We start from the raw sequence: 17,676 nt of genomic DNA on the forward strand, positions 1-17,676 counted from the left end.
AACCCCCCCACCCCCCCCCCCACCCCCACACCCAAACCCCCCACGCCGGGGGGGTTTTTTTCCCCCCCCCTCTCCCCCCCCCACCCCCCCCCCCCCGCGCCGTAGTCACCATCAACCTTCGGGGTGCCCCCACGCAACAGGTCCCCCGCCCAAAACCGGAACCAGGAGCCGACCTCACCCCCGAGCCGCCTCCGGCACCCCCAACTCATCAAAAATCCCATTCCCCGCACCACAATGCCCCCGCCCGGCCTCCGCCTTCCCGAGCGCGGTCTCCGCCTCCCCCGCCCCCACCAGCCCGCGAGCCTCAGCCACCCGATACCCGATCGCCGCGGCCACCCGATACGCCCGCTCGTAATGCGAAACCGCCTCGGCGAACCGCCCCTGCCCCCGCCGCAGCCCTCCGATCAGGTTGTCGATCTCCACCTGCCGGATAGGCGTCCAATGATCCCGCCCATGCCGCAACGCCAGCTCAGCGAACTTCTCCGCGTCCCCGTCGGACCCCAGCCGATGCACAGTCACCGCCGACAACGCGAACACCAGCGCCGCCTCCCCCGCCGACGCCCCGAACTCCTCGACGATCCCCCGGGCCCGCCGCAACTGCTCGTCCGCCTTCCCGGCCTCCCCCGCACCGAGATAAGCATGCGCGAGATCGATCCGAGCGATCACCTCGTGCTCATGAATCCCGAGCTCGCTGTCCAGCTCGACCGCCCGCAACGCGGCCTCCGCCGCCTCCGGATACCGGGCCCACTGCTCATACAGCGAACTGAGATTCACCAACGACTCGGCCTCAGCCCGCCCGGCCCCCAGCTCCCGCTTGATCCGGATCGACTCCCGCAGCAACGGCAACGCTTCCTCGAACCGCCCCACCGTCCCGGTCAGCAGCCCCAGCATCCCGGTGTCCTTGGCGAATCCCCGCCGGTCCCCCAGCTTCCCGGCGATCTCCAACGCCTCCGCGGCCGCGGCGATCCCCGTCTCGAACCGCCCGAGTTTCCACGCCGCCACCGCGAGATTGGACAGGCTCAACCGCAGCAGCTCCGGATCCCCCAGCCGCCGCGACGACGCCACCGAAAGCTCCGCCAGCTCAGCGAAAGCCGTGTACAACCCCACCGCGTCAAGCTGAAAAACGACATTCCGCGCCAGATGCACGACGTGCCGGTCATACCCCTTCTCGTGCGCCAGCACCGCGGCGGCTTCCAGCGTCCCCTGCTCCCGCGCCAGCCACTCGCGCGCCAGCTTCGGATCGTCCAGCTGCCGAGGCGCGGGCCGGCCCGGGTCAAGCCGCCGCGACAACCGGAGACGCCCTGGAAAGAGGATGTCGCACACCTGATCGCTGGCCCCGACCAGATAGTCGAGCAGCCGTTCCAGTGCTTCCTGGACGTCCGGCGCCGGGCTGGGGCCGGAGGCTCGCAGCACCTGCCGCACGAAACTCCGCACCAGATCATGGAAAGCGTAGTACCCGAATTCGTGCTGCTGCAGCATGTGCGCGTCGAGCAGCACCTCGAGGATGTCCTCGGCCTCGTTCTCCGACGATCCGAGCAGCGCCGCCGCGGAGTCGACGTCGATGTCCCGTCCCGGATGGAGCCCGAGCAGCCGGAACGCCGCGCGGTAGCGGGAATCGAGGCCCTCGTAGGAGATCTTGAGCGTCAGGTCGACGCCGCGCTGGCCGGAGCGCAGTTCGTCGAGCCGGCGCGATTCGTCGCTCATCCGGTCGACGAGGTACCCGATCGACCAGCGCGGCCGGTTCGCGAGCCTGCCGAGCGCGATCCGCATCGCCAGCGGCAGGTGCCCGCACAGTTCGACCAGGTCGGCGACCGCCTCCGGTTCGGCCGCCGCGCGCCGCGTGCTCAGCACCGCGGCGGCCATCGCGTTGCCGTCCTCGTCGGTCATCGTGCCCAGCGACATCCAGTGCGCGCCGTCGAGGTCGATCAGCCGGTTGCGGCTGGTGATCAGCACCAGCGACTGGGAATTCGGCGGCAGGATCGGCCGGACCTGAGCCACGTCGCACACGTTGTCCAGCAGCAGCAGCACGCTCCGGTCGGCGACCGCGGTGCGCCACAGGTTGATCCGCGCCGCGGGCTCGTCCGGCAGATGGTCGGTCGGCACGCCCTGCATCCGCAGCAGCGCCTCGGCCGCCGCGTGCGCGGTCATCGGCTTCTCGTCGGGGGTGAAACCGCGAAGATCGAGGTAAAGCTGCGCGTCGCGGTAGCGGTCGGAAACCGAATACGCGACGCGGATCGCGAGCGAGGTCTTGCCCGCCCCGCCCATCCCGTCGATCGCGACGACGCACGGGCCCTGCTGCGGCGCCCGGTCGATATAGGACTTGAGAATGCCGAGTTCGTATTCGCGGCCGATGAAGTCGGTCAGGTCGTTGGGCAGCGAGTACGCCTTGACCGGTTTCTCCGGCTCGAGGAGCACCGGCGCCTTCTCCGGCACCGCGCGTGCGGTCGCGGGCGCGGCCAGCCCCGGATCGTTGCGCAGGATCTGCTCGTGCAGCTTGACCAGGTCCGCGCCGGGATCGAGGCCGAGTTCCTCGGACAGCAGCGCGCGCACCCGGGCGAACTCGTCCAGCGCCTCGACCTGCCGTCCCGACCGGTACAGCGCGAGCATCAGCTGGCCGCGAAGCCGCTCCCGCAGCGGGTGCGCGGCGATGTGCGTGCGCAGTTCTCCCACCAGCTCGGAATGCTCGCCGCGGGCCAGCCGCAGGTCGATCAGCTGTTCCATCGCGGCGACGCGCTGTTCCTGCAACGCGGTGTTCGCGGCCTGGATCGACAGGCCGCCCTCGCCGCCGGCGACGGCCGGGCCGCGCCACAGCGCGAGCGCGTGCTCCAAATGCCGCGCCGCCTGCTCGGCCTCGTGCTTCGCCAGCGCGTCCCGGGCCCCGGTGAGCGACGCGGAGAATTCCCGGAGGTCCAGCTGCCCGGTTTCGAGCAGCATCCGGTACCCCGAAGACTCGGTGACCAGCACTTCCGCGCCGTCCGGGATGAGCTGCCGCAGGCCGGCGACCGCCTTGCGCACCTGGTGGACGGCGGTCGCGGGCGGCGTTTCGTCCCACACCGCGCCGACGAGCTGCGCGACGCGCAACGGGCGGCCCGCCTCCAGCGCCAGCGCTGCGAGCACGCGTTCCTGCACGAGCCCGCCCAACCGGACCCGGTCCCCGCCGACCTGGCATTCCACCGGCCCCAGGACGTTCACCCGCAGCCGCGGCCCCTCCCCCGTACTGGACATCCGGTTCACCGCTGTCTTTCCCGGGCGGGGAATCGATTTCCGCCCGCGCCGTCACGCTTCCCGCCACCGCACCGGAAATTCGACAAGAACATCGTTATCTGGTACTGCGCCAGTCTTGCGCTGCGGCTTTTCCCGGACGTACGCCGAGCGCAGCGTTGACAAGACATGACGATGCTCCTGCGGTCGGGGGCGGCGTAATCATGGGAACGCAAGACTACCGGGCGGGACCGGAACAACCGGCGCACCAAGAGAAAGCATTTACCGCGCGTCGCGGAAAATCCCGGGACGGCGGGCCCGGCGCCGGAACGACGTCCGGCCCGGTTAGCCGGTGAAGCGGCCGTTATCGCAGACCGGGGCCGCCGCGGCAGCGTTCGCCGCCGCGCCGCGCACTTGCCCGAAGGAGCCGCCGCGCCTGTATCGGAGACTCGAAAATCCCGCCCGGAGAGGTACCGCCGAGCGGCACATCGGGCACACTCGCGGAATACCGCTCTCGCGCCGGCAAAGGCGCGCGGACGAGGCTGATCATATCTTCAAGAGAAACCATGCCGCAGCAACGCAGTCAAGTCCTCGGCGGCGAAGTAGTCAAGCGACCACAGTTAGTCAGGATCGCGGCGGACAGTACTTGTTCGACTCCGTTTCGCGGCCGGGCCGCCCGTTGTGCCCGCCCAGCGCGGTTCGTCCGCGATCCGGAACGGCTCGCCCGGTTGCCCGTCCACACCGGAAACTGTGCCCTGGCGACACCTCTTCGACTGGGGCGCGCACCTGCCGGAAACGGACCGCGAGACGACGCTGAATACCGCCGGGGATTCGCCGTTTTTTGCGTGATGCCAGATTTCTCCCGGCCGCGGCAAACGGCGGCGGGAAACGCCGTCCCGCCGGCGAGACGATCACCGGCCCGCGCCGCCTTGCGACGTGCGCCGGCCGCCGCTTAGGCTCGGCACAACTCCTCGATATCGAAAACGAGAGCATTTCCGATTTCCCCGCGAATAGTTGGATCGAGGCCTCATGTCCAGTAATGAAACCGTCCGAAAACCACTCCGGAACCCGGCAGCGGCGAAAAGCGAGGACCACCTCGCCGAAATCTTTTCCGGCGGCCTAGCCCGCGGTCCGATGAACGAATCGATCGTCGTGCGCACGCTCGGCGGATTTCACGTGGCCGTCGACGGCGAACCGATCGAACGCTGGCGCGCGAGCAAAGCGTGCCAGCTGCTGCAGTACCTGCTGCTGCGGCGCGGGCGCGGCGTTTCGCGCGATCAGCTCAACGACGCGCTCTGGCCCGAATCGGCCTGGTCCAACGGTTCCAGCTCGCTCAAGGTCGCCGCGCACGTCCTGCGCCGGGTGCTCGCCGAGCACGGCGCGCAGGACGGCCCCTGCTCGTCGCTGCGGCTGGTCACCACCGAGAGCGGCTACCGGCTGAGCGCCGACAATGTGCTCGTCGATTTCGAGCGGTTCAACGAGCTGGTCGACTACGGCTACGTTTTGCAGCGGGAAGGAAACGACGCCGGGGCGCTGCTGCGCTACCAGCGCGCGGCCGGCCTCTACCCCGGCGATTTCCTGCCCGGCGTGCACCTTCCGTGGGCCGCCGAATACCGGGAATGGCTGCGCAGCCGGTTTCTGTGCACGATGGAGTACATCGTCGAAAGCCAGCTGCGCGAAGCCGACTTCCAGGGCGCGGTCGGCTCCTGCAGGCGGATCCTCGAGGTGGACCCGCTGCACGAGAAGGTCTACCGGTCGCTGATGGTGCTGCACGGGCTGCTCGGCCAGCTGAACCAGGTAATCCGCTGGTACCGGCTGTGCGAAGTCCGGCTGCGGGACGAACTGCAGGTGGAACCGGACCGCCGCACCCGGCAGCTGTACGAGCACGCGATCCGCGGCAAGCTCACCCGCGAGCACCTGACGGCCGCGCCGTGACCGCGACCCGCCCCGCCCCCGGCTGGACCCCGTGGCACCGGGACAAGGCGCCGACCGGCCGGTTCCCGGTCTACTGCCTCCCCCACGCCGGCGGCGGCGGAGCCCACTACCTGCCCTGGACGCGCCTGCCGGGCCCCGATTTCATCCCGGTGGAATTGCCCGGCCGCGGCCCGCGCCTGTTCGAGACCCCGTACTCCGACCTCGCCGAGCTGACGACCGCACTGGCCGAGGAACTGTTCGCTCCGCTGCCGTCCGGATCGTTCGCCCTGTTCGGCCACAGCATGGGCGCCTACCTCGCCTACGAGGTCACCCGGCGGCTGGCCGGACACGGCGGCCCGCTGCCCGCCCAGCTGATCGTGTCCGGCGTCCGCCCTCCCGGCGCGCCGCCCGCCCGCCGTTTCGGCGACCGCGGCGACGCGGCGCTGATCCGGTCGATGACCGAACTGGGCGGCACTCCGCCGGAGGTGCTGGAGCGACCGGAGCTGCTCGAACTGGTGCTCCCGGCCCTGCGCGCGGATCTGACGCTGGTGGAAGAGTTCTACGACACCGGACAACCGGTGCGGCTGCCTTGCCCGGTCACCGTTTTCGGCGGGGAGACCGATCATCTCGCCGGGCCCGAATGGCTGGCGGGCTGGCGCGAGGTCGCCGGGGACCGTTTCTCGGTCAAGGTGTTTCCCGGCGGGCACTTCTACCTGCACGACGATCCGGCTCCGGTGCTGCGGGAGCTCACCGCCACCGTACTGTCCACTGTGGAGGGATGCGCGGAGTGAACCGGCTCGGCGGGCGGCGGAAATTCGCTGGACAGCGGTTGGTCCGGCGCGCAAGATCACCAGACGTGACCGATCTCGCCGCCTTGCCGCTCGCCGATGCCCAGCTGTCCGAAGCCCAAGCCGCCGACGCCGCCGAACTCCTGGTGCTGCAACGATGCTGCTGGGTCCCGCAGGCGATCGTCAACGACACCTTCGACGTTCCCGCGCTGCACGAAGACCTGGACACCGTGCGCGGCTGGATCGCGGCCACGCGCGTGTGGACGCTCCGGCTTGCCGGGCGGCTCGTCGCCGCGGTCCGCGCCCATCTCGAAGAGGACCGCTGGGAGATCGGCCGCCTGATGGTGGCGCCCGATCTCGCCGGACAGGGCGTCGGCCGGTGGCTGCTGAGCTACGCCGAACAGCAGGCCCCGCCGCAGGCGGCCAGCCTGGCGCTCTACACCGGATCGGGCAGCGAACGGAACCTGACGATGTACCGCCGCGCCGGGTACCAGGTGGCCGAACCGCCCGCGAACACGCTCGGGAAGCACATTCGCGGGGCGGTTTTCCTGACGAAGAGCGTTTAACGTTTTCCCTTGCGCAGCAAGGCGAACACGCCGACGGCGAGCAGGGCGAACGCGTCCGCCCCGATCGCGGTCCGGATGGCGTCCAGCTCGCCGGTGGTGACGCTGGTGAAAACCGCGCTCAGCAACGGAATCCCGATCGCCATGCCGATTTGCTGGCTCTGCGTGGCCATTCCCGTGGCGAGTCCTTGGGTGTCCGCGTCGGCCGCGGAAGTGGTGAGCACCAGGAACGACAGCATCGCCAGCATCGAGAAGACCGCGTTCACGAACTCAGCGGCGATCAGGATCGCCAGCCAGCCGTTCGTGGCCGCCAGCCACAGGCCGGGCAGCATGAACGCGCCCTGGCCGACCAGCGCCACGCCGAGCATCGTGCGCGGCGGAACCTTCGCGAGGACCCTCGGGCCGATGCTGCCGCCGAGGATCTGCCCGACGCCAATTCCGACCAGCACCAGCCCGGCGACCAGCGACGAATAGCCAAGGACATTCTGGACGTACAAACCGGTGAAGAAGATCAGCGCGGTCTCGCCGCCGAAGAGGAACAGCGCTGCCACGTTGCCGTAGGCGATGTCGGGGTGGCGAAGGATGGCGACCGGCACGAGCGGGTCGGCGGTCCGGCTCTCCACGATCGCGAACGCGATCAGCAGGACAGCCGCCAGCGCCAGCGAAAAGAGCGTCCCGGAGTCCAAACCGGACTCGGCGACGCGGGTGACGCCGTAGATCCCGGCGAACAGCCCGGTGGTGATGAGCACCGCCCCGGGCACGTCGGGCTTCCGGCGGTTTTCCGCGCGGCTTTCCGGGACCACGAGCGGTACGACCAGCAGCGCGGCGAGCGCGACCGGCACGTTGAGGAAGAACGCCCAGCGCCAGGAGAGCAGGTCGGTGAGCAGCCCGCCGAGGATCGAGCCGACGGTGAAACCGGAGCTCATCCTCACCCCGTTGAGCCCCAATGCCTTGGTGCGCAGGGAAGGTTCCGGGAACGCGGCGGTGAGCAGCGCGAGCGCGGCCGGGGTGACCGCGGCGGTGGCGAGGCCCTGCAGCGTCCGCGCGACGAGCAGCACCGCGGGCGAACCGGCGAGCCCGCCGACCACCGAGGCGAGGCCGAGCACCGCCATCCCGGCCACGAAAATCCGGCGGCGGCCGAGGTAATCGCCGACGCGGCCGAACACCAGGGTGCAGCCAGCCGCGCACAACGCGAACACGGTGGCGATCCATTGCAGATCGCCGGAGAGAAAGCCGAGGTCCGCCCCGACCCGCGGGAGCGCGACGTTCAGCACGGAGAAATCCGCCGCCAGCATGAACTGCGCGGCCAGCAGAACCACGAGCACCACCACGCGGCGGCCGGTCAGGCGGACGGGAGCGGTATCGGTCGTCATGCCGCTTAGCTTCGAGGCGGTGGCGGGAAACAGCCAGATCCCCGCTGTGACTAGCACTGCCAGTGGCAGGCTGCGGCCGGGTCGGCGCTACGGGCGACACGGCTCCGCAGGCCGAGCGCACCACAGAACACCAGCAGGTTTCAGGGTTCAGCACCGGCCGCCCACGACTGCGGACCGTCAGCAGGGAGCTTCCCCGGAACTCCACGCAAGACCCGTGGCCCCGGGTCGGCGGGAACGACCGGGCCGCAGCCGACCCGGCTCCGCGCGCCGGGCACACCACGCGACACCACCAGGCCCCCGGCAGGTTCAGCACCGGCCGCCCACGACTGCAACCGACTCCAGACCGTCACCAGAAAGCCCCGCCGCGTGCGGGAAACCCAGGCCCGCAGCGAGGTCAACCCAGCTCAGTGCCGAGCAGCTTCATCGCCGCCTCGTGCGAGGACCCCGGCTCCGCGTGGTAGATCTTCAGAATCGTCCCGTCCCCCAGTTCCGCGGACTGGTACATCAGCTCGAACCGCCCCACCGTCGGATGCCGGAACGTTTTCGTCCCCGCTGTGCAGTTCCCGACCGTCTGGCCGACCCACAGTTCCGCGAATTCCGCGCTGGCCATGGTCAGCTCGCCGATCAGCTCGGCCAGCCGCGGGTCGTGCCGGTGGTCACCGGCGATGTAGCGCAGGTAGGAGACGTTCTGCTGGGCCTCCAGCGGCCAGTCCGCGTACAGCGCGCGCACGTTGTCGTCGAGGAAGTTCAGCTTGATCACGTTCGGCCGGTCCCGGTCGGGCGCGGCGAAATCCAGGTGCGCGGCGAACAGTTTGTGGAACAGCGAATTCCACGCCAGGATGTCGCAGCGGAAATTGAGCACCGCGACCGCGGCGTCGGCGAGGGTGTTCACCAGCATGCGGGTCCGCGGGGTGACCTCGTCGGTCGTGGGCGGGCGCACCGGCGGGGCGGGCGCGGCCGTGCCGATCTTGAGCAGGTGCGCTTCCTCGGCCGCGTTCAGGTCCAGCGCGCGGGCGATCGCGGACAGCACTTCCGGCGACGCGTGCGCGGTCCGCGCCTGTTCGAGCCGGGTGTAGTAGGTCGAGCTGACCCCGGCGAGCGCGGCGACCTCCTCCCGCCGCAGGCCGGGCACCCGCCGGGAACCGCGGCTGACCAGGCCGATTTCGGCGGGTTGGAGGCGTTCGCGCATCCGGCGCAGGTAGCTTCCGAGGTCGGTGTTCACGGGATCTGGCACGGTTCCATCCAAGATCGCCGGGCCAGCCGGCGTCAAGCGCGCGGGTCCCGCGCCGGGAAACCGTGCCGCCGGGCGAAAAGCACGACCGCCACCACCGGCGCCATCAGCACCAGCACCGCCCACGGGAAGGACCCGCTGCCAGCGACGTCCAGCAGCACCCCGCCCACCACGCCACCAGCGGCCATCGCGGCGTTCCACAGTGTCACGAGCATCGCCTGGACGGTGTCCGCGGAAGCGCCGCCCGCGTCCCCGGCCGCGGTCTGCAGCAGGGTCGGCACCCCGCCCCAGCCGAGGCCCCACAACGCGGCGGCGACGTACACCAGCGCAGGCCCGGTCGCGAGCAACGCCGCGGCGACGGCCACCAGCAGCGCGCTGACGACCATCAGCAACCGCAGCCGACGATGGATCTGCGCGCCGACGATCCAGATGCTCGCGATCGAAGCGAGGCCGAAGGCGAGCAGGACCAGGTCGGTTTGATCGCCCATGCCGAGACCGGTGAGGAAGGTGGCGAGGTAGGCGTACAGGACGGTGTGCGCCAGCACGAACACCAGCGTGACGAACAGGACCGCCGCGACTCCGGGGATCCGCAGGGCGGGCAGCATCTTCGGGCGCGTTCCCCCGGCTTGGCCGGGGAAGTCCGGCACGGCCACGCCGATCCAGGCCAGCAACACCAGCGTGAGCACGGTCATGGCGAGAAACGCGGTGCGCCAGCCGGTGAGCTGGCCGACGAAGGTCCCGGCGGGCACGCCGAGGCACAGCGCGACTGGGATACCAGCCATGGCGATTGCAATGGCACGCCCCTGCAAAGCGGGCGCCACCAAACGCCGGGCGTATCCGGCCAGCAACGCCCACGCGAGACCGGCCGCGACGCCCGCGACGAAGCGCGCGACCATCGTCAGGCTGTACTCCGACGACACGGCGGTGACGGTGTTGGCCACGGCGAATCCGGCCATCGCGGTCAGCAGCAACCGTTTGCGCCGCCAGCCGGCGGTGATGGTGGACAGTGGGATCGCGGTCAGCACGGTGCCCAGCGCATAGACCGTGACGGTTTGGCCGGTGGCGGATTCGCTGACGCCGAGCGAGCGGCTCATCGCGGGCAGCAGGCCGGCGGGCAGCGTCTCGGTGAGGCTGGTGATGAACACCGCGGTGGCGAGGGACAGGAGTGCGAAAAGCGGAAGCCGCCGGGTAGGCGCGGCCGCGACTGAGGTGGAGCTCATGCGTCCACAGTGCGGACCGGGCCTTCGGGAATGCTTACGATCGACTGACGGTGACCTGATGGCGCGACGGGAGCGACGCATGCGGTTCGGGGTGCTCGGCCCGCTCGCGGTGTGGGACGAGACAGGCACCCTGGTCACCGTGCCCGAAGCGAAAGTGCGCGCACTGCTCGCGACGCTTCTGGCCAGCGACGGCGGACCGGTCAGCGCGGACCGGCTCATCCAAGACCTGTGGGGCGAGCACCCGCCCGGCAAACCGGCAGGCGCGTTGCAGGCCAAGGTGTCGCAGCTGCGCCGGATCGTCGGGCGGGACGGCGTCGAACGGCAACCGGCGGGCTACCGGCTCCGGATCGGCCGCTCCGACGCCGCTGAGTTCCGCGACCTCGTCGCCCAGGCTCGCGCGACGGCGGACCCCCAAGCCCGGGCTGCGCGCTTCGCCGAAGCCCTGGCCCTGTGGCGCGGTGAGGCGTTCGCCGACTTCGCCGACGAGGAGTTCGCGCGACCGGCCGCGCATCGGTTGTCCGAACTGCGCCTGGCTGCGGTAGAAGAACAAGCCAAGGCGCAAGTCGAAGCAGGCGACTACTCCGCCGCAGACGAGCTGGCGGACGTCATCGCGCAGCATCCTCTCCGGGAAGGCTTGCGGGCAGCGCACATGCGCGCGCTGTATCTGCGCGGACGGCAGAGCGAAGCCCTTGCCTCCTATACCGATCTCCGCACCCGGCTCGCTGAGGAGCTGGGCGTCGACCCGAGCCCGGAGCTGCGCGCGCTGTACGAATCGCTGCTCCGCCAAGACCCCGGGCTTGCCGCCGAACCTCGCGGCAACCTTCCCCGCCCGCTGACCCCGTTGATCGGCCGGGATGCCGCGCTCGCCCGGCTGGCCGGACTCTCGGCCCGGCTGGTGACGCTGACCGGGCCGGGCGGGGTCGGCAAGTCACGGCTGGCAGTGGCCGTGGCGGGTGCCGCGCGGACCGCACCGGACGGTGCGTGGCTGATCGAATTCGCGGGCGTGCGCGGCTCCGCGGCCGACCTCGCCGAGACGGTCTCCGCCGTGCTCGGAATCCGCGATTCGGCCGACTCCGCCTCCCCGGTCCACCGGCTCGCCACCGCCCTGCGCGACCGGCGGCTGCTGCTCGTCCTGGACAACTGCGAGCACGTCGTCGAAGCCGCCGCCGAACTCGTCGAAACACTCCTCCGCACCACCCGTGACCTGCGCATTCTCGCCACCAGCCAGGAACCGCTCGGACTGCCGGGCGAGGCCGTGTTCCCCGTCGAGCCGCTCGCGCCCGACGACGCCGTGCGGCTGTTCACCGAACGAGCAGCCGCTTCCGCGCCGGGTTTCGCGGGTGATCCCGCCACGATCGCCGAGATCTGCCGCCGCCTCGACGGTCTTCCGCTCGCGCTGGAACTGGCGGCCACCCGCGTGCGCGGCTTGGGCGTACGGGAACTGGCGGCCCGGCTCAACGACCGGTTCGCCGTCCTGACCCGGGGGTCGCGCGGCGCTCCGGCGCGGCAGCAGACCCTGCGCGCGGTGCTCGACTGGAGCTGGGAGCTGCTCAGCGAACCGGAGCGGACTGTCCTCAGCAGACTGGCCGTCCACCGCGACAGTTTCGACCTCGCCGCCGCCGAAGCCGTCTGCGCGGGAGACGGCGACGTGGTCGATCTCGTGCTTCGGCTGGTCGACCGGTCGCTGGTGGCGGTCACGGACGGACCGGCCGGGATCCGGTACCGGCTGCTGGAATCCGTTGCCGCGTATGCCATCGAGCGCCTGACCGACCCAGCCGGGACGCGCGATCGGCACCTGCGCCATTACCTGCGCATCGCCGAGAGCGCCCAATTGCACGGCACCGAACAACGTGCATGGCTTACCCGGCTGGACGCCGAAGCGGGCAACCTGCGCGCCGCACTGGACGAGGCGATCCGCCGGTCGCCCGCCGAGGCGATGCGGCTCGCGACGGCGCTGTCCTGGTGGTGGCTGCTGCGCGGCCGACTGACCGAAGGCCGCCGGATGCTGTCCGCCGTTTCGAGGGTCGTCCCAGCGGATCCGGAACTCACTGTCCTCAATGGATCGTTCGCCCTGCTGACCGGAGAACAAGCCCCACCGGATTCCCCGAAGAGCGTCCGTGCCTTGTGGCTGCGAGCCTACAGCCTGTTCAGCGTCGGCGACCTCGCCGCCAGCGAGGAGATGAACGCACGCGCCCTCGCCCTCGCGACTGCCGAAGACGACGAATGGGGCGTCGCCGCGACGCTCGGCCTGCGCGCGATGCTCGGCCTGGTCCGCGGGGATCTCGCCGGGCTGGGCCGGGACGGTCGGCGCAGCGCCGAGATCTTCCGCCGCCTCGGCGACCGGTGGGGCGAGATGCAGACCATCCCGCCGCTGGCCGCGCTCGCCGAAATCAAGGGCGACTACGCCGAAGCCGCGCGCCGCCAGCACGAAGGGCTCGCGATCGCGCGCGAACTGGACTGGCAAGCGGAAGTGTCCGCGAGATTGTCCGGCCTTGGCCGCCTGGCCCTGCTCGAGCGCGACTGGCAACGAGCCCGAGACCTGCACGAACAAGCTCTCCGCATCGCAGCCGACCACGGTTACACCTACGGCCGGCTCCACGCCGAAATGGGCCTGGCGCTGGGTGCCCGCCGCTCCGGCGACCTCGATGCCGCCGAGCATCACCTGACCCGCATCCGCGACGAATACCGCGGCCTGTCCTCGACGGCGGGCGACCATCTGCTGTATGCGGAACTCGGTTTCATCGCCGAGCTTCGCGGAGATTTGGCGCAGGCGCAGAAAAATCACCTGCAGGGCTTGGAATACGCGCGGCTGCTGGACGAGCCCCGGGCTTTCGCGCTGTCGTTGGAAGGGCTGGCCGGGACGGTGGCTCCGGAGTCCGCCGCCGTGCTGCTGGGTGCGGCGGACGCGGCGCGGCGCAGTGTCGACGCCCCACTCCCGGCGGCCGAGCGGGCTGACGTGGACCGGATCGCGCAGGCCGCTCGATCCTCCCTCGGCGAATCCGCCTTCACCGCGGCATTCGAGCGCGGAGCCCAAATGTCGGCCGAGGCAGCCGCTCTTGCTTCTGCTGGGTAGCGACGCCGTCACCAGGACAAGCACCGCCTAGCTCCGCCGCTCCAGCCGCCGCACCCTGGCAACAGAGCCGCACCCCGGCGGCCGGACTGGAGCAACCCTCGTGAAAGCACTGCGCATCAACGCCTTCGGCACCGACGCCGCCCTCGCCGACCTCCCCGCACCCGTCCCCGGGCCGGGCCAAGTCGTAGTCGATGTCGTGGCCGCGGCGGCCAACCCGCTCGACCTCAAAATCGCCTCCGGAACCATGCAGGACTACTTCCCCGCCGCCCTCCCCTACGTCCTGGGCACCGACTTCTCCGGCCGGATCGCCGAAGCCGCCTCGGGATGGCAGGTCGGCGACCCGGTCATCGGCCGCCTCGACCCCGTCAGCGGCGGCGCGTTCGCCGAGCAGCTCGTGATCGACGCGGCGCAGCTCGTCCCAGCACCGTCCGGTGTCAGCCTGACAACCGCGGCAGGCCTGCCCACCGCCGCCGCGACCGCCTGGCAGGCATTGGTCGAGGTCGCGAACGTCCAACCTGGACAGACAGTTCTCGTGCACGCCGCAGCTGGGGGCGTCGGCAGCTTCGCGGTCCAGATCGCCCGGCGGCTCGGCGCGAGGGTCTTCGCGACTGCATCCGGGTCGGGCGTCGCCCTCGCGGAGAAGCTCGGCGCCGAGTCCGTCATCGACTACCGCGAGAACGCCTTCGAGCGCCAGCTCGAAGGAATCGACGTCGTGCTCGACACCGTCGGCGGCGAGGTCGTGAACCGATCACGGCAGGTGCTGAAACCGGGCGGTCGGCTGGTCACCACCCCGACCCCGGCCGAAGGAGCCGAGTTCGTGCTCCACGCCTCAGACGCGGCCCGGCTGGCCAAGGTGGCAGATCTGGGCCTCGAAGTGCTGGTCGACCGCACCTACCCGCTGACCGACGGCGCGCGGGCACTCGCCTACCTCGCCGAAGGCCACGCCCGCGGCAAGGTCCTCCTCGAAGTCGCCTAGGTGGCGATGACGACGCCTGGTTGCGGCCGCTCGCCCCGAGGCATAGTGGGCGGCATGGACCTGCGCGAACTAGGCGGCTACCTCAAGTCGCGGCGAGACCGGATCAGCCCGGCGGACGTCGGCCTCTTCGCGGGGCCGCGCCGCCGAGTGACCGGGCTGCGCCGCGACGAGGTGGCCACCCTGGCGCGCGCCTCGGTGGACTACTACGTGCAGCTGGAGCAGGGCCGCGGCGCCCAGCCGTCCGAGCAGATGCTCGCCGCGTTGGCCCGCGCGCTGCGGCTGACCAGCGACGAGCGCGACCACCTCTACCACCTGGCTGGCCGCCCGCTCCCGCCCGCGTCGAGCGGCAACGCGCACGTCCAGCCCGCCCTGCTCAACCTTCTCGAGCAGCTGACCGCCACACCCGCCCAGGTCATGACCGACCTCAGCGTGCCGCTCGTGCAGAACCGGCTCGCCGAGGCGCTGCTCGGCGCCCCGGCTCCCGGCGACGGCGTCGAGGCCAGCTTCGTCTACCAGTGGTTCACCGACCCCGCCGCGCGCGAGCGGTACCACCCCGACGAACACAAGCACCAATCGCGCGTCTTCGTCGCCGACCTGCGCGCCGCGATCGCCAAACGCCGCCGCGACGCACTGGCCGGCGAACTTCTCGCGGCCCTGCACGCCCGCAGCGAGGAATTCGCCCGCCTCTGGGACCAGCACGAGGTCGCCGTCCGGCGCACGGACCGCAAACGGCTCGTGCACCCGACGCTCGGCGTCCTCGAACTCGACTGCATGAACCTGCTCAGCGAAGACGGCGGCCAGCGGCTCCTGTGGTTCACCGCGCCACCCGGCAGCGACGGCTTGGAGCTGCTAGCCGCCATCGGCACCCAGGACCTCGCACCCCATTAGTCCACAATGGACACACTCGGCGCCGCACGGTCCACTAAGGACGAACCTGCAAAATGAGCTTCCCCATCGCCTTCCGATTCTCGATGGCCTCCAGCGCCTCCCGCACCTGCCCGAGCGGGTAACTCCCGCCCAGCGGCGGCACGATCGCGCCCTCCGCCAGCTTCGGCAGCAGTTCCGCCCACTGCCCCTGCAGGTATCCCGGCCGAGGCAGCGCGTACGCGCCCCATCCGACGCCCACGACGTCCAAGTTGTTGAGCAGCAACCGGTTCACCTTCACCTCGGGGATCGACCCGCCGGTGAACCCGATGACCAGCATCCGCCCGTCCGCGGCGAGGCACCGCAGGGAATCGGTGAACCGGTCTCCGCCGACGACGTCCGCGATCAGGTCGACCCCGCGGCCGCCGGTCGACGCCTTCACCGCGTCCTTGAAACCGTCCGCCAGCACGTATTCGTCCGCCCCGGCCGCGACCGCCGCCTCGCCCTTCTCCGGCGTCGACACCACTCCGAGCACCTTGCCCGCGCCGAACGCCTTCGCCACCTGGATGACCGCCGTCCCGACCCCGCCGGCCGCGCCGTGCACCAGCACGGTCTCCCCGGCCGCCATCCGGCCGCGGCGGCACAGCGCGAAATGCGCGGTCAGGTAGTTGAACGGGATCGCCGCCGCCTGGTGGAAGCCGAGGTCGTCCGGAATCGGGAACACCGCGTCCGCCGCGCACGCGACCCGCTCGGCGAACCCGCCCAGGAACGGCAGCGCCGCGACCCGGTCCCCGGCCTTGACCGCCGCGCCGTCCGGAGCCTCGGCCACGATCCCGGCGACTTCCGCGCCCGGGATGAACGGCAGCTCTGGTTTCACCTGGTACAGCCCGCGCGTCTGGAGCAGGTCCGGGAACGCCACCCCGGCCGCGTGCACGTCGATCAGCACCTGGTCGTCCGCGCGCGAAGGCGCATCTGCCTCGACCACTGAAACGGTCGACGGGCCTTCGAGATCCTTGATGTGTACGGCTTTCATGCGTTTCTCCTGGTTCACAGCGCGGCGAGGATGTCGTTGACCCGGTCCTTGGCGTCACCGAAGAGCATCGCCGAGTTCTCGCGGAAGAACAGCGGGTTCTGCACGCCCGCGTAGCCCGAGGCCATGGAGCGCTTGAACACCACGACGTTCTCCGCTTCCCACACGGTCAGCACCGGCATGCCCGCGATCGGGCTGCCCGGGTCCTCGGCGGCGGCCGGGTTCACCGTGTCGTTGGCGCCGATCACCAAAACCACGTCGGTGTCGGCGAAATCGTCGTTGATCTCGTCCAGTTCCAGCACGATGTCATACGGGACCTTCGCCTCGGCGAGCAGCACGTTCATGTGCCCGGGCAACCGTCCCGCGACGGGGTGGATGCCGAACCGGACCTCGATGCCCTTGTCGCGCAGTTTCCGGGTCAGCTCCGCCACCCCGTACTGCGCCTGCGCGACCGCCATCCCGTACCCCGGCGTGATAATCACCCGCGACGCCCCGGTCAGCAGCTCCGCCGCGCCCTCCGCAGTGATTTCCCGGTGCTCGCCGTAATCCTTGTCCCCGCTCGGCCCGGCCTCGATGCCGAACCCGCCCGCGATGACGGAGATGAACGACCGGTTCATCGCCTTGCACATGATGTAGGACAGGTACGCACCCGAGGAACCGACCAACGCGCCGGTGATGATCAGCAGGTCGTTCTCCAGCAGGAAGCCCGACGCCGCCGCGGCCCAGCCCGAGTACGAGTTCAGCATGGACACGACCACCGGCATGTCCCCGCCGCCGATCGAGGCCACCAGATGCCACCCCAGCGCCAAAGCCAGCACGGTGACGACGATCAGCAGCCACAACGCCGGACTGACCACGAACCACGCGGTGAACGCCACGAACAGCACCAGCGCGCCGAGGTTCAGGAAGTTCTTGCCCGGCAGCATCAACGGCGCGGACTTGATCTTCGCCGACAGTTTCAGGTTCGCCACGATCGACCCGGTGAACGTCACCGCGCCGATGAACACCCCGATGAACACCTCGGCGTGGTGGATCCCCAGCGTCCCCAGGGAATCCAGGTGCCGGGCCTCGGCCCCGCCCGGGTCGGATTCGACCTGCAGGTAGCCGTTCCAGCCCACCAGGACGGCGGCGAGACCGACGAACGAATGCAGCAGGGCGATCAGCTCGGGCATCCCGGTCATCTCGACCACCGCCGCGCGGCGCAGCCCGATCCCGGCCCCGATCACCATCGCGACGATCATCAGCGCGATCGACGTCCCGGTGATCTCCCCGGACACCGCCTGGGCGATCGTCGCGACGAGCGCGACCGCCATCCCGGCGATGCCGAAATAGTTTCCGACCCGCGCGGTCTCGTGCCGGGACAGCCCGGCCAGCGCGAGAATGAACAACAGCCCGGCCACGATGTAGGCGGCCTGGCTCGCAGTGTGCACAGTCATCTGAAGG

The 17,676-nt window shown here is 70.5% G+C and carries 12 protein-coding genes; 6 read left to right on the forward strand and 6 right to left on the reverse strand.

Annotated elements, in window-relative coordinates; all coding sequences use genetic code 11:
- Window positions 1-174 precede the first annotated feature (174 nt).
- A complete protein-coding gene (locus tag ACZ63D_RS16740) occupies window positions 175-3,225 on the reverse strand; it encodes an AfsR/SARP family transcriptional regulator (protein ID WP_465355189.1) in 3,051 nt (1,016 codons plus the stop codon).
- A gap of 1,110 nt (window positions 3,226-4,335) precedes the next feature.
- Between ACZ63D_RS16740 and ACZ63D_RS16745 the strand changes: the two genes are divergently transcribed.
- The 3 genes from ACZ63D_RS16745 to ACZ63D_RS16755 all read left to right on the forward strand — a co-directional run bounded on the left by ACZ63D_RS16745 (window position 4,336) and on the right by ACZ63D_RS16755 (window position 6,469).
- A complete protein-coding gene (locus ACZ63D_RS16745) occupies window positions 4,336-5,136 on the forward strand; it encodes an AfsR/SARP family transcriptional regulator (protein WP_465355190.1) in 801 nt (266 codons plus the stop codon).
- Entirely contained in the window at window positions 5,133-5,906 is a 774-nt protein-coding gene (locus ACZ63D_RS16750) for a thioesterase II family protein (protein WP_465355191.1), read from the forward strand. The genes ACZ63D_RS16745 and ACZ63D_RS16750 overlap by 4 nt, the downstream gene beginning before the upstream one ends.
- A 65-nt stretch (window positions 5,907-5,971) precedes the next feature.
- Window positions 5,972-6,469 (forward strand): GNAT family N-acetyltransferase, encoded by a 498-nt coding sequence (locus ACZ63D_RS16755; protein ID WP_465355192.1) that lies wholly within the window; start codon window positions 5,972-5,974, stop codon window positions 6,467-6,469.
- Here ACZ63D_RS16755 and ACZ63D_RS16760 read toward each other — a convergent pair.
- The 3 genes from ACZ63D_RS16760 to ACZ63D_RS16770 all read right to left on the reverse strand — a co-directional run bounded on the left by ACZ63D_RS16760 (window position 6,466) and on the right by ACZ63D_RS16770 (window position 10,290).
- A complete protein-coding gene (locus tag ACZ63D_RS16760; protein WP_465355193.1) occupies window positions 6,466-7,839 on the reverse strand; it encodes an MFS transporter in 1,374 nt (457 codons plus the stop codon). The two genes, ACZ63D_RS16755 and ACZ63D_RS16760, sit on opposite strands and share 4 nt — an antisense overlap.
- 394 nt (window positions 7,840-8,233) lie before the next feature.
- Window positions 8,234-9,073, reverse strand: coding sequence for a helix-turn-helix transcriptional regulator (locus ACZ63D_RS16765; protein ID WP_465355194.1), 840 nt, complete (start codon window positions 9,071-9,073; stop codon window positions 8,234-8,236).
- 32 nt (window positions 9,074-9,105) lie between these two features.
- A complete protein-coding gene (locus ACZ63D_RS16770; protein ID WP_465355195.1) occupies window positions 9,106-10,290 on the reverse strand; it encodes an MFS transporter in 1,185 nt (394 codons plus the stop codon).
- Window positions 10,291-10,369: 79 nt separating this feature from the next.
- Here ACZ63D_RS16770 and ACZ63D_RS16775 point away from each other — a divergent pair, with 79 nt between their 5' ends.
- The 3 genes from ACZ63D_RS16775 to ACZ63D_RS16785 all read left to right on the forward strand — a co-directional run bounded on the left by ACZ63D_RS16775 (window position 10,370) and on the right by ACZ63D_RS16785 (window position 15,227).
- Window positions 10,370-13,363, forward strand: a complete 2,994-nt coding sequence (locus tag ACZ63D_RS16775; RefSeq protein WP_465355196.1) for an AfsR/SARP family transcriptional regulator — start codon at window positions 10,370-10,372, stop codon at window positions 13,361-13,363.
- A gap of 100 nt (window positions 13,364-13,463) precedes the next feature.
- Window positions 13,464-14,339 carry an NADP-dependent oxidoreductase gene (locus tag ACZ63D_RS16780; protein ID WP_465355197.1) on the forward strand — a complete coding sequence of 292 codons (876 nt, stop codon included), beginning with the start codon at window positions 13,464-13,466 and terminating at the stop codon, window positions 14,337-14,339.
- Window positions 14,340-14,393: 54 nt separating this feature from the next.
- Window positions 14,394-15,227: an MmyB family transcriptional regulator gene (locus ACZ63D_RS16785; RefSeq protein ID WP_465355198.1), complete on the forward strand. Its 834-nt coding sequence runs from the start codon at window positions 14,394-14,396 to the stop codon at window positions 15,225-15,227.
- 34 nt (window positions 15,228-15,261) lie between these two features.
- Here ACZ63D_RS16785 and ACZ63D_RS16790 read toward each other — a convergent pair whose 3' ends face one another.
- Together ACZ63D_RS16790 and pntB are read right to left on the reverse strand one after the other, a co-directional pair.
- Window positions 15,262-16,236, reverse strand: coding sequence for an NADPH:quinone oxidoreductase family protein (locus tag ACZ63D_RS16790; RefSeq protein WP_465355199.1), 975 nt, complete (start codon window positions 16,234-16,236; stop codon window positions 15,262-15,264).
- 14 nt (window positions 16,237-16,250) lie between these two features.
- Entirely contained in the window at window positions 16,251-17,669 is a 1,419-nt protein-coding gene (pntB, locus tag ACZ63D_RS16795; protein ID WP_465355200.1) for a Re/Si-specific NAD(P)(+) transhydrogenase subunit beta, read from the reverse strand.
- Window positions 17,670-17,676: the final 7 nt, after the last annotated feature.

The organism is Amycolatopsis sp. NPDC104775 (genome assembly GCF_055583325.1).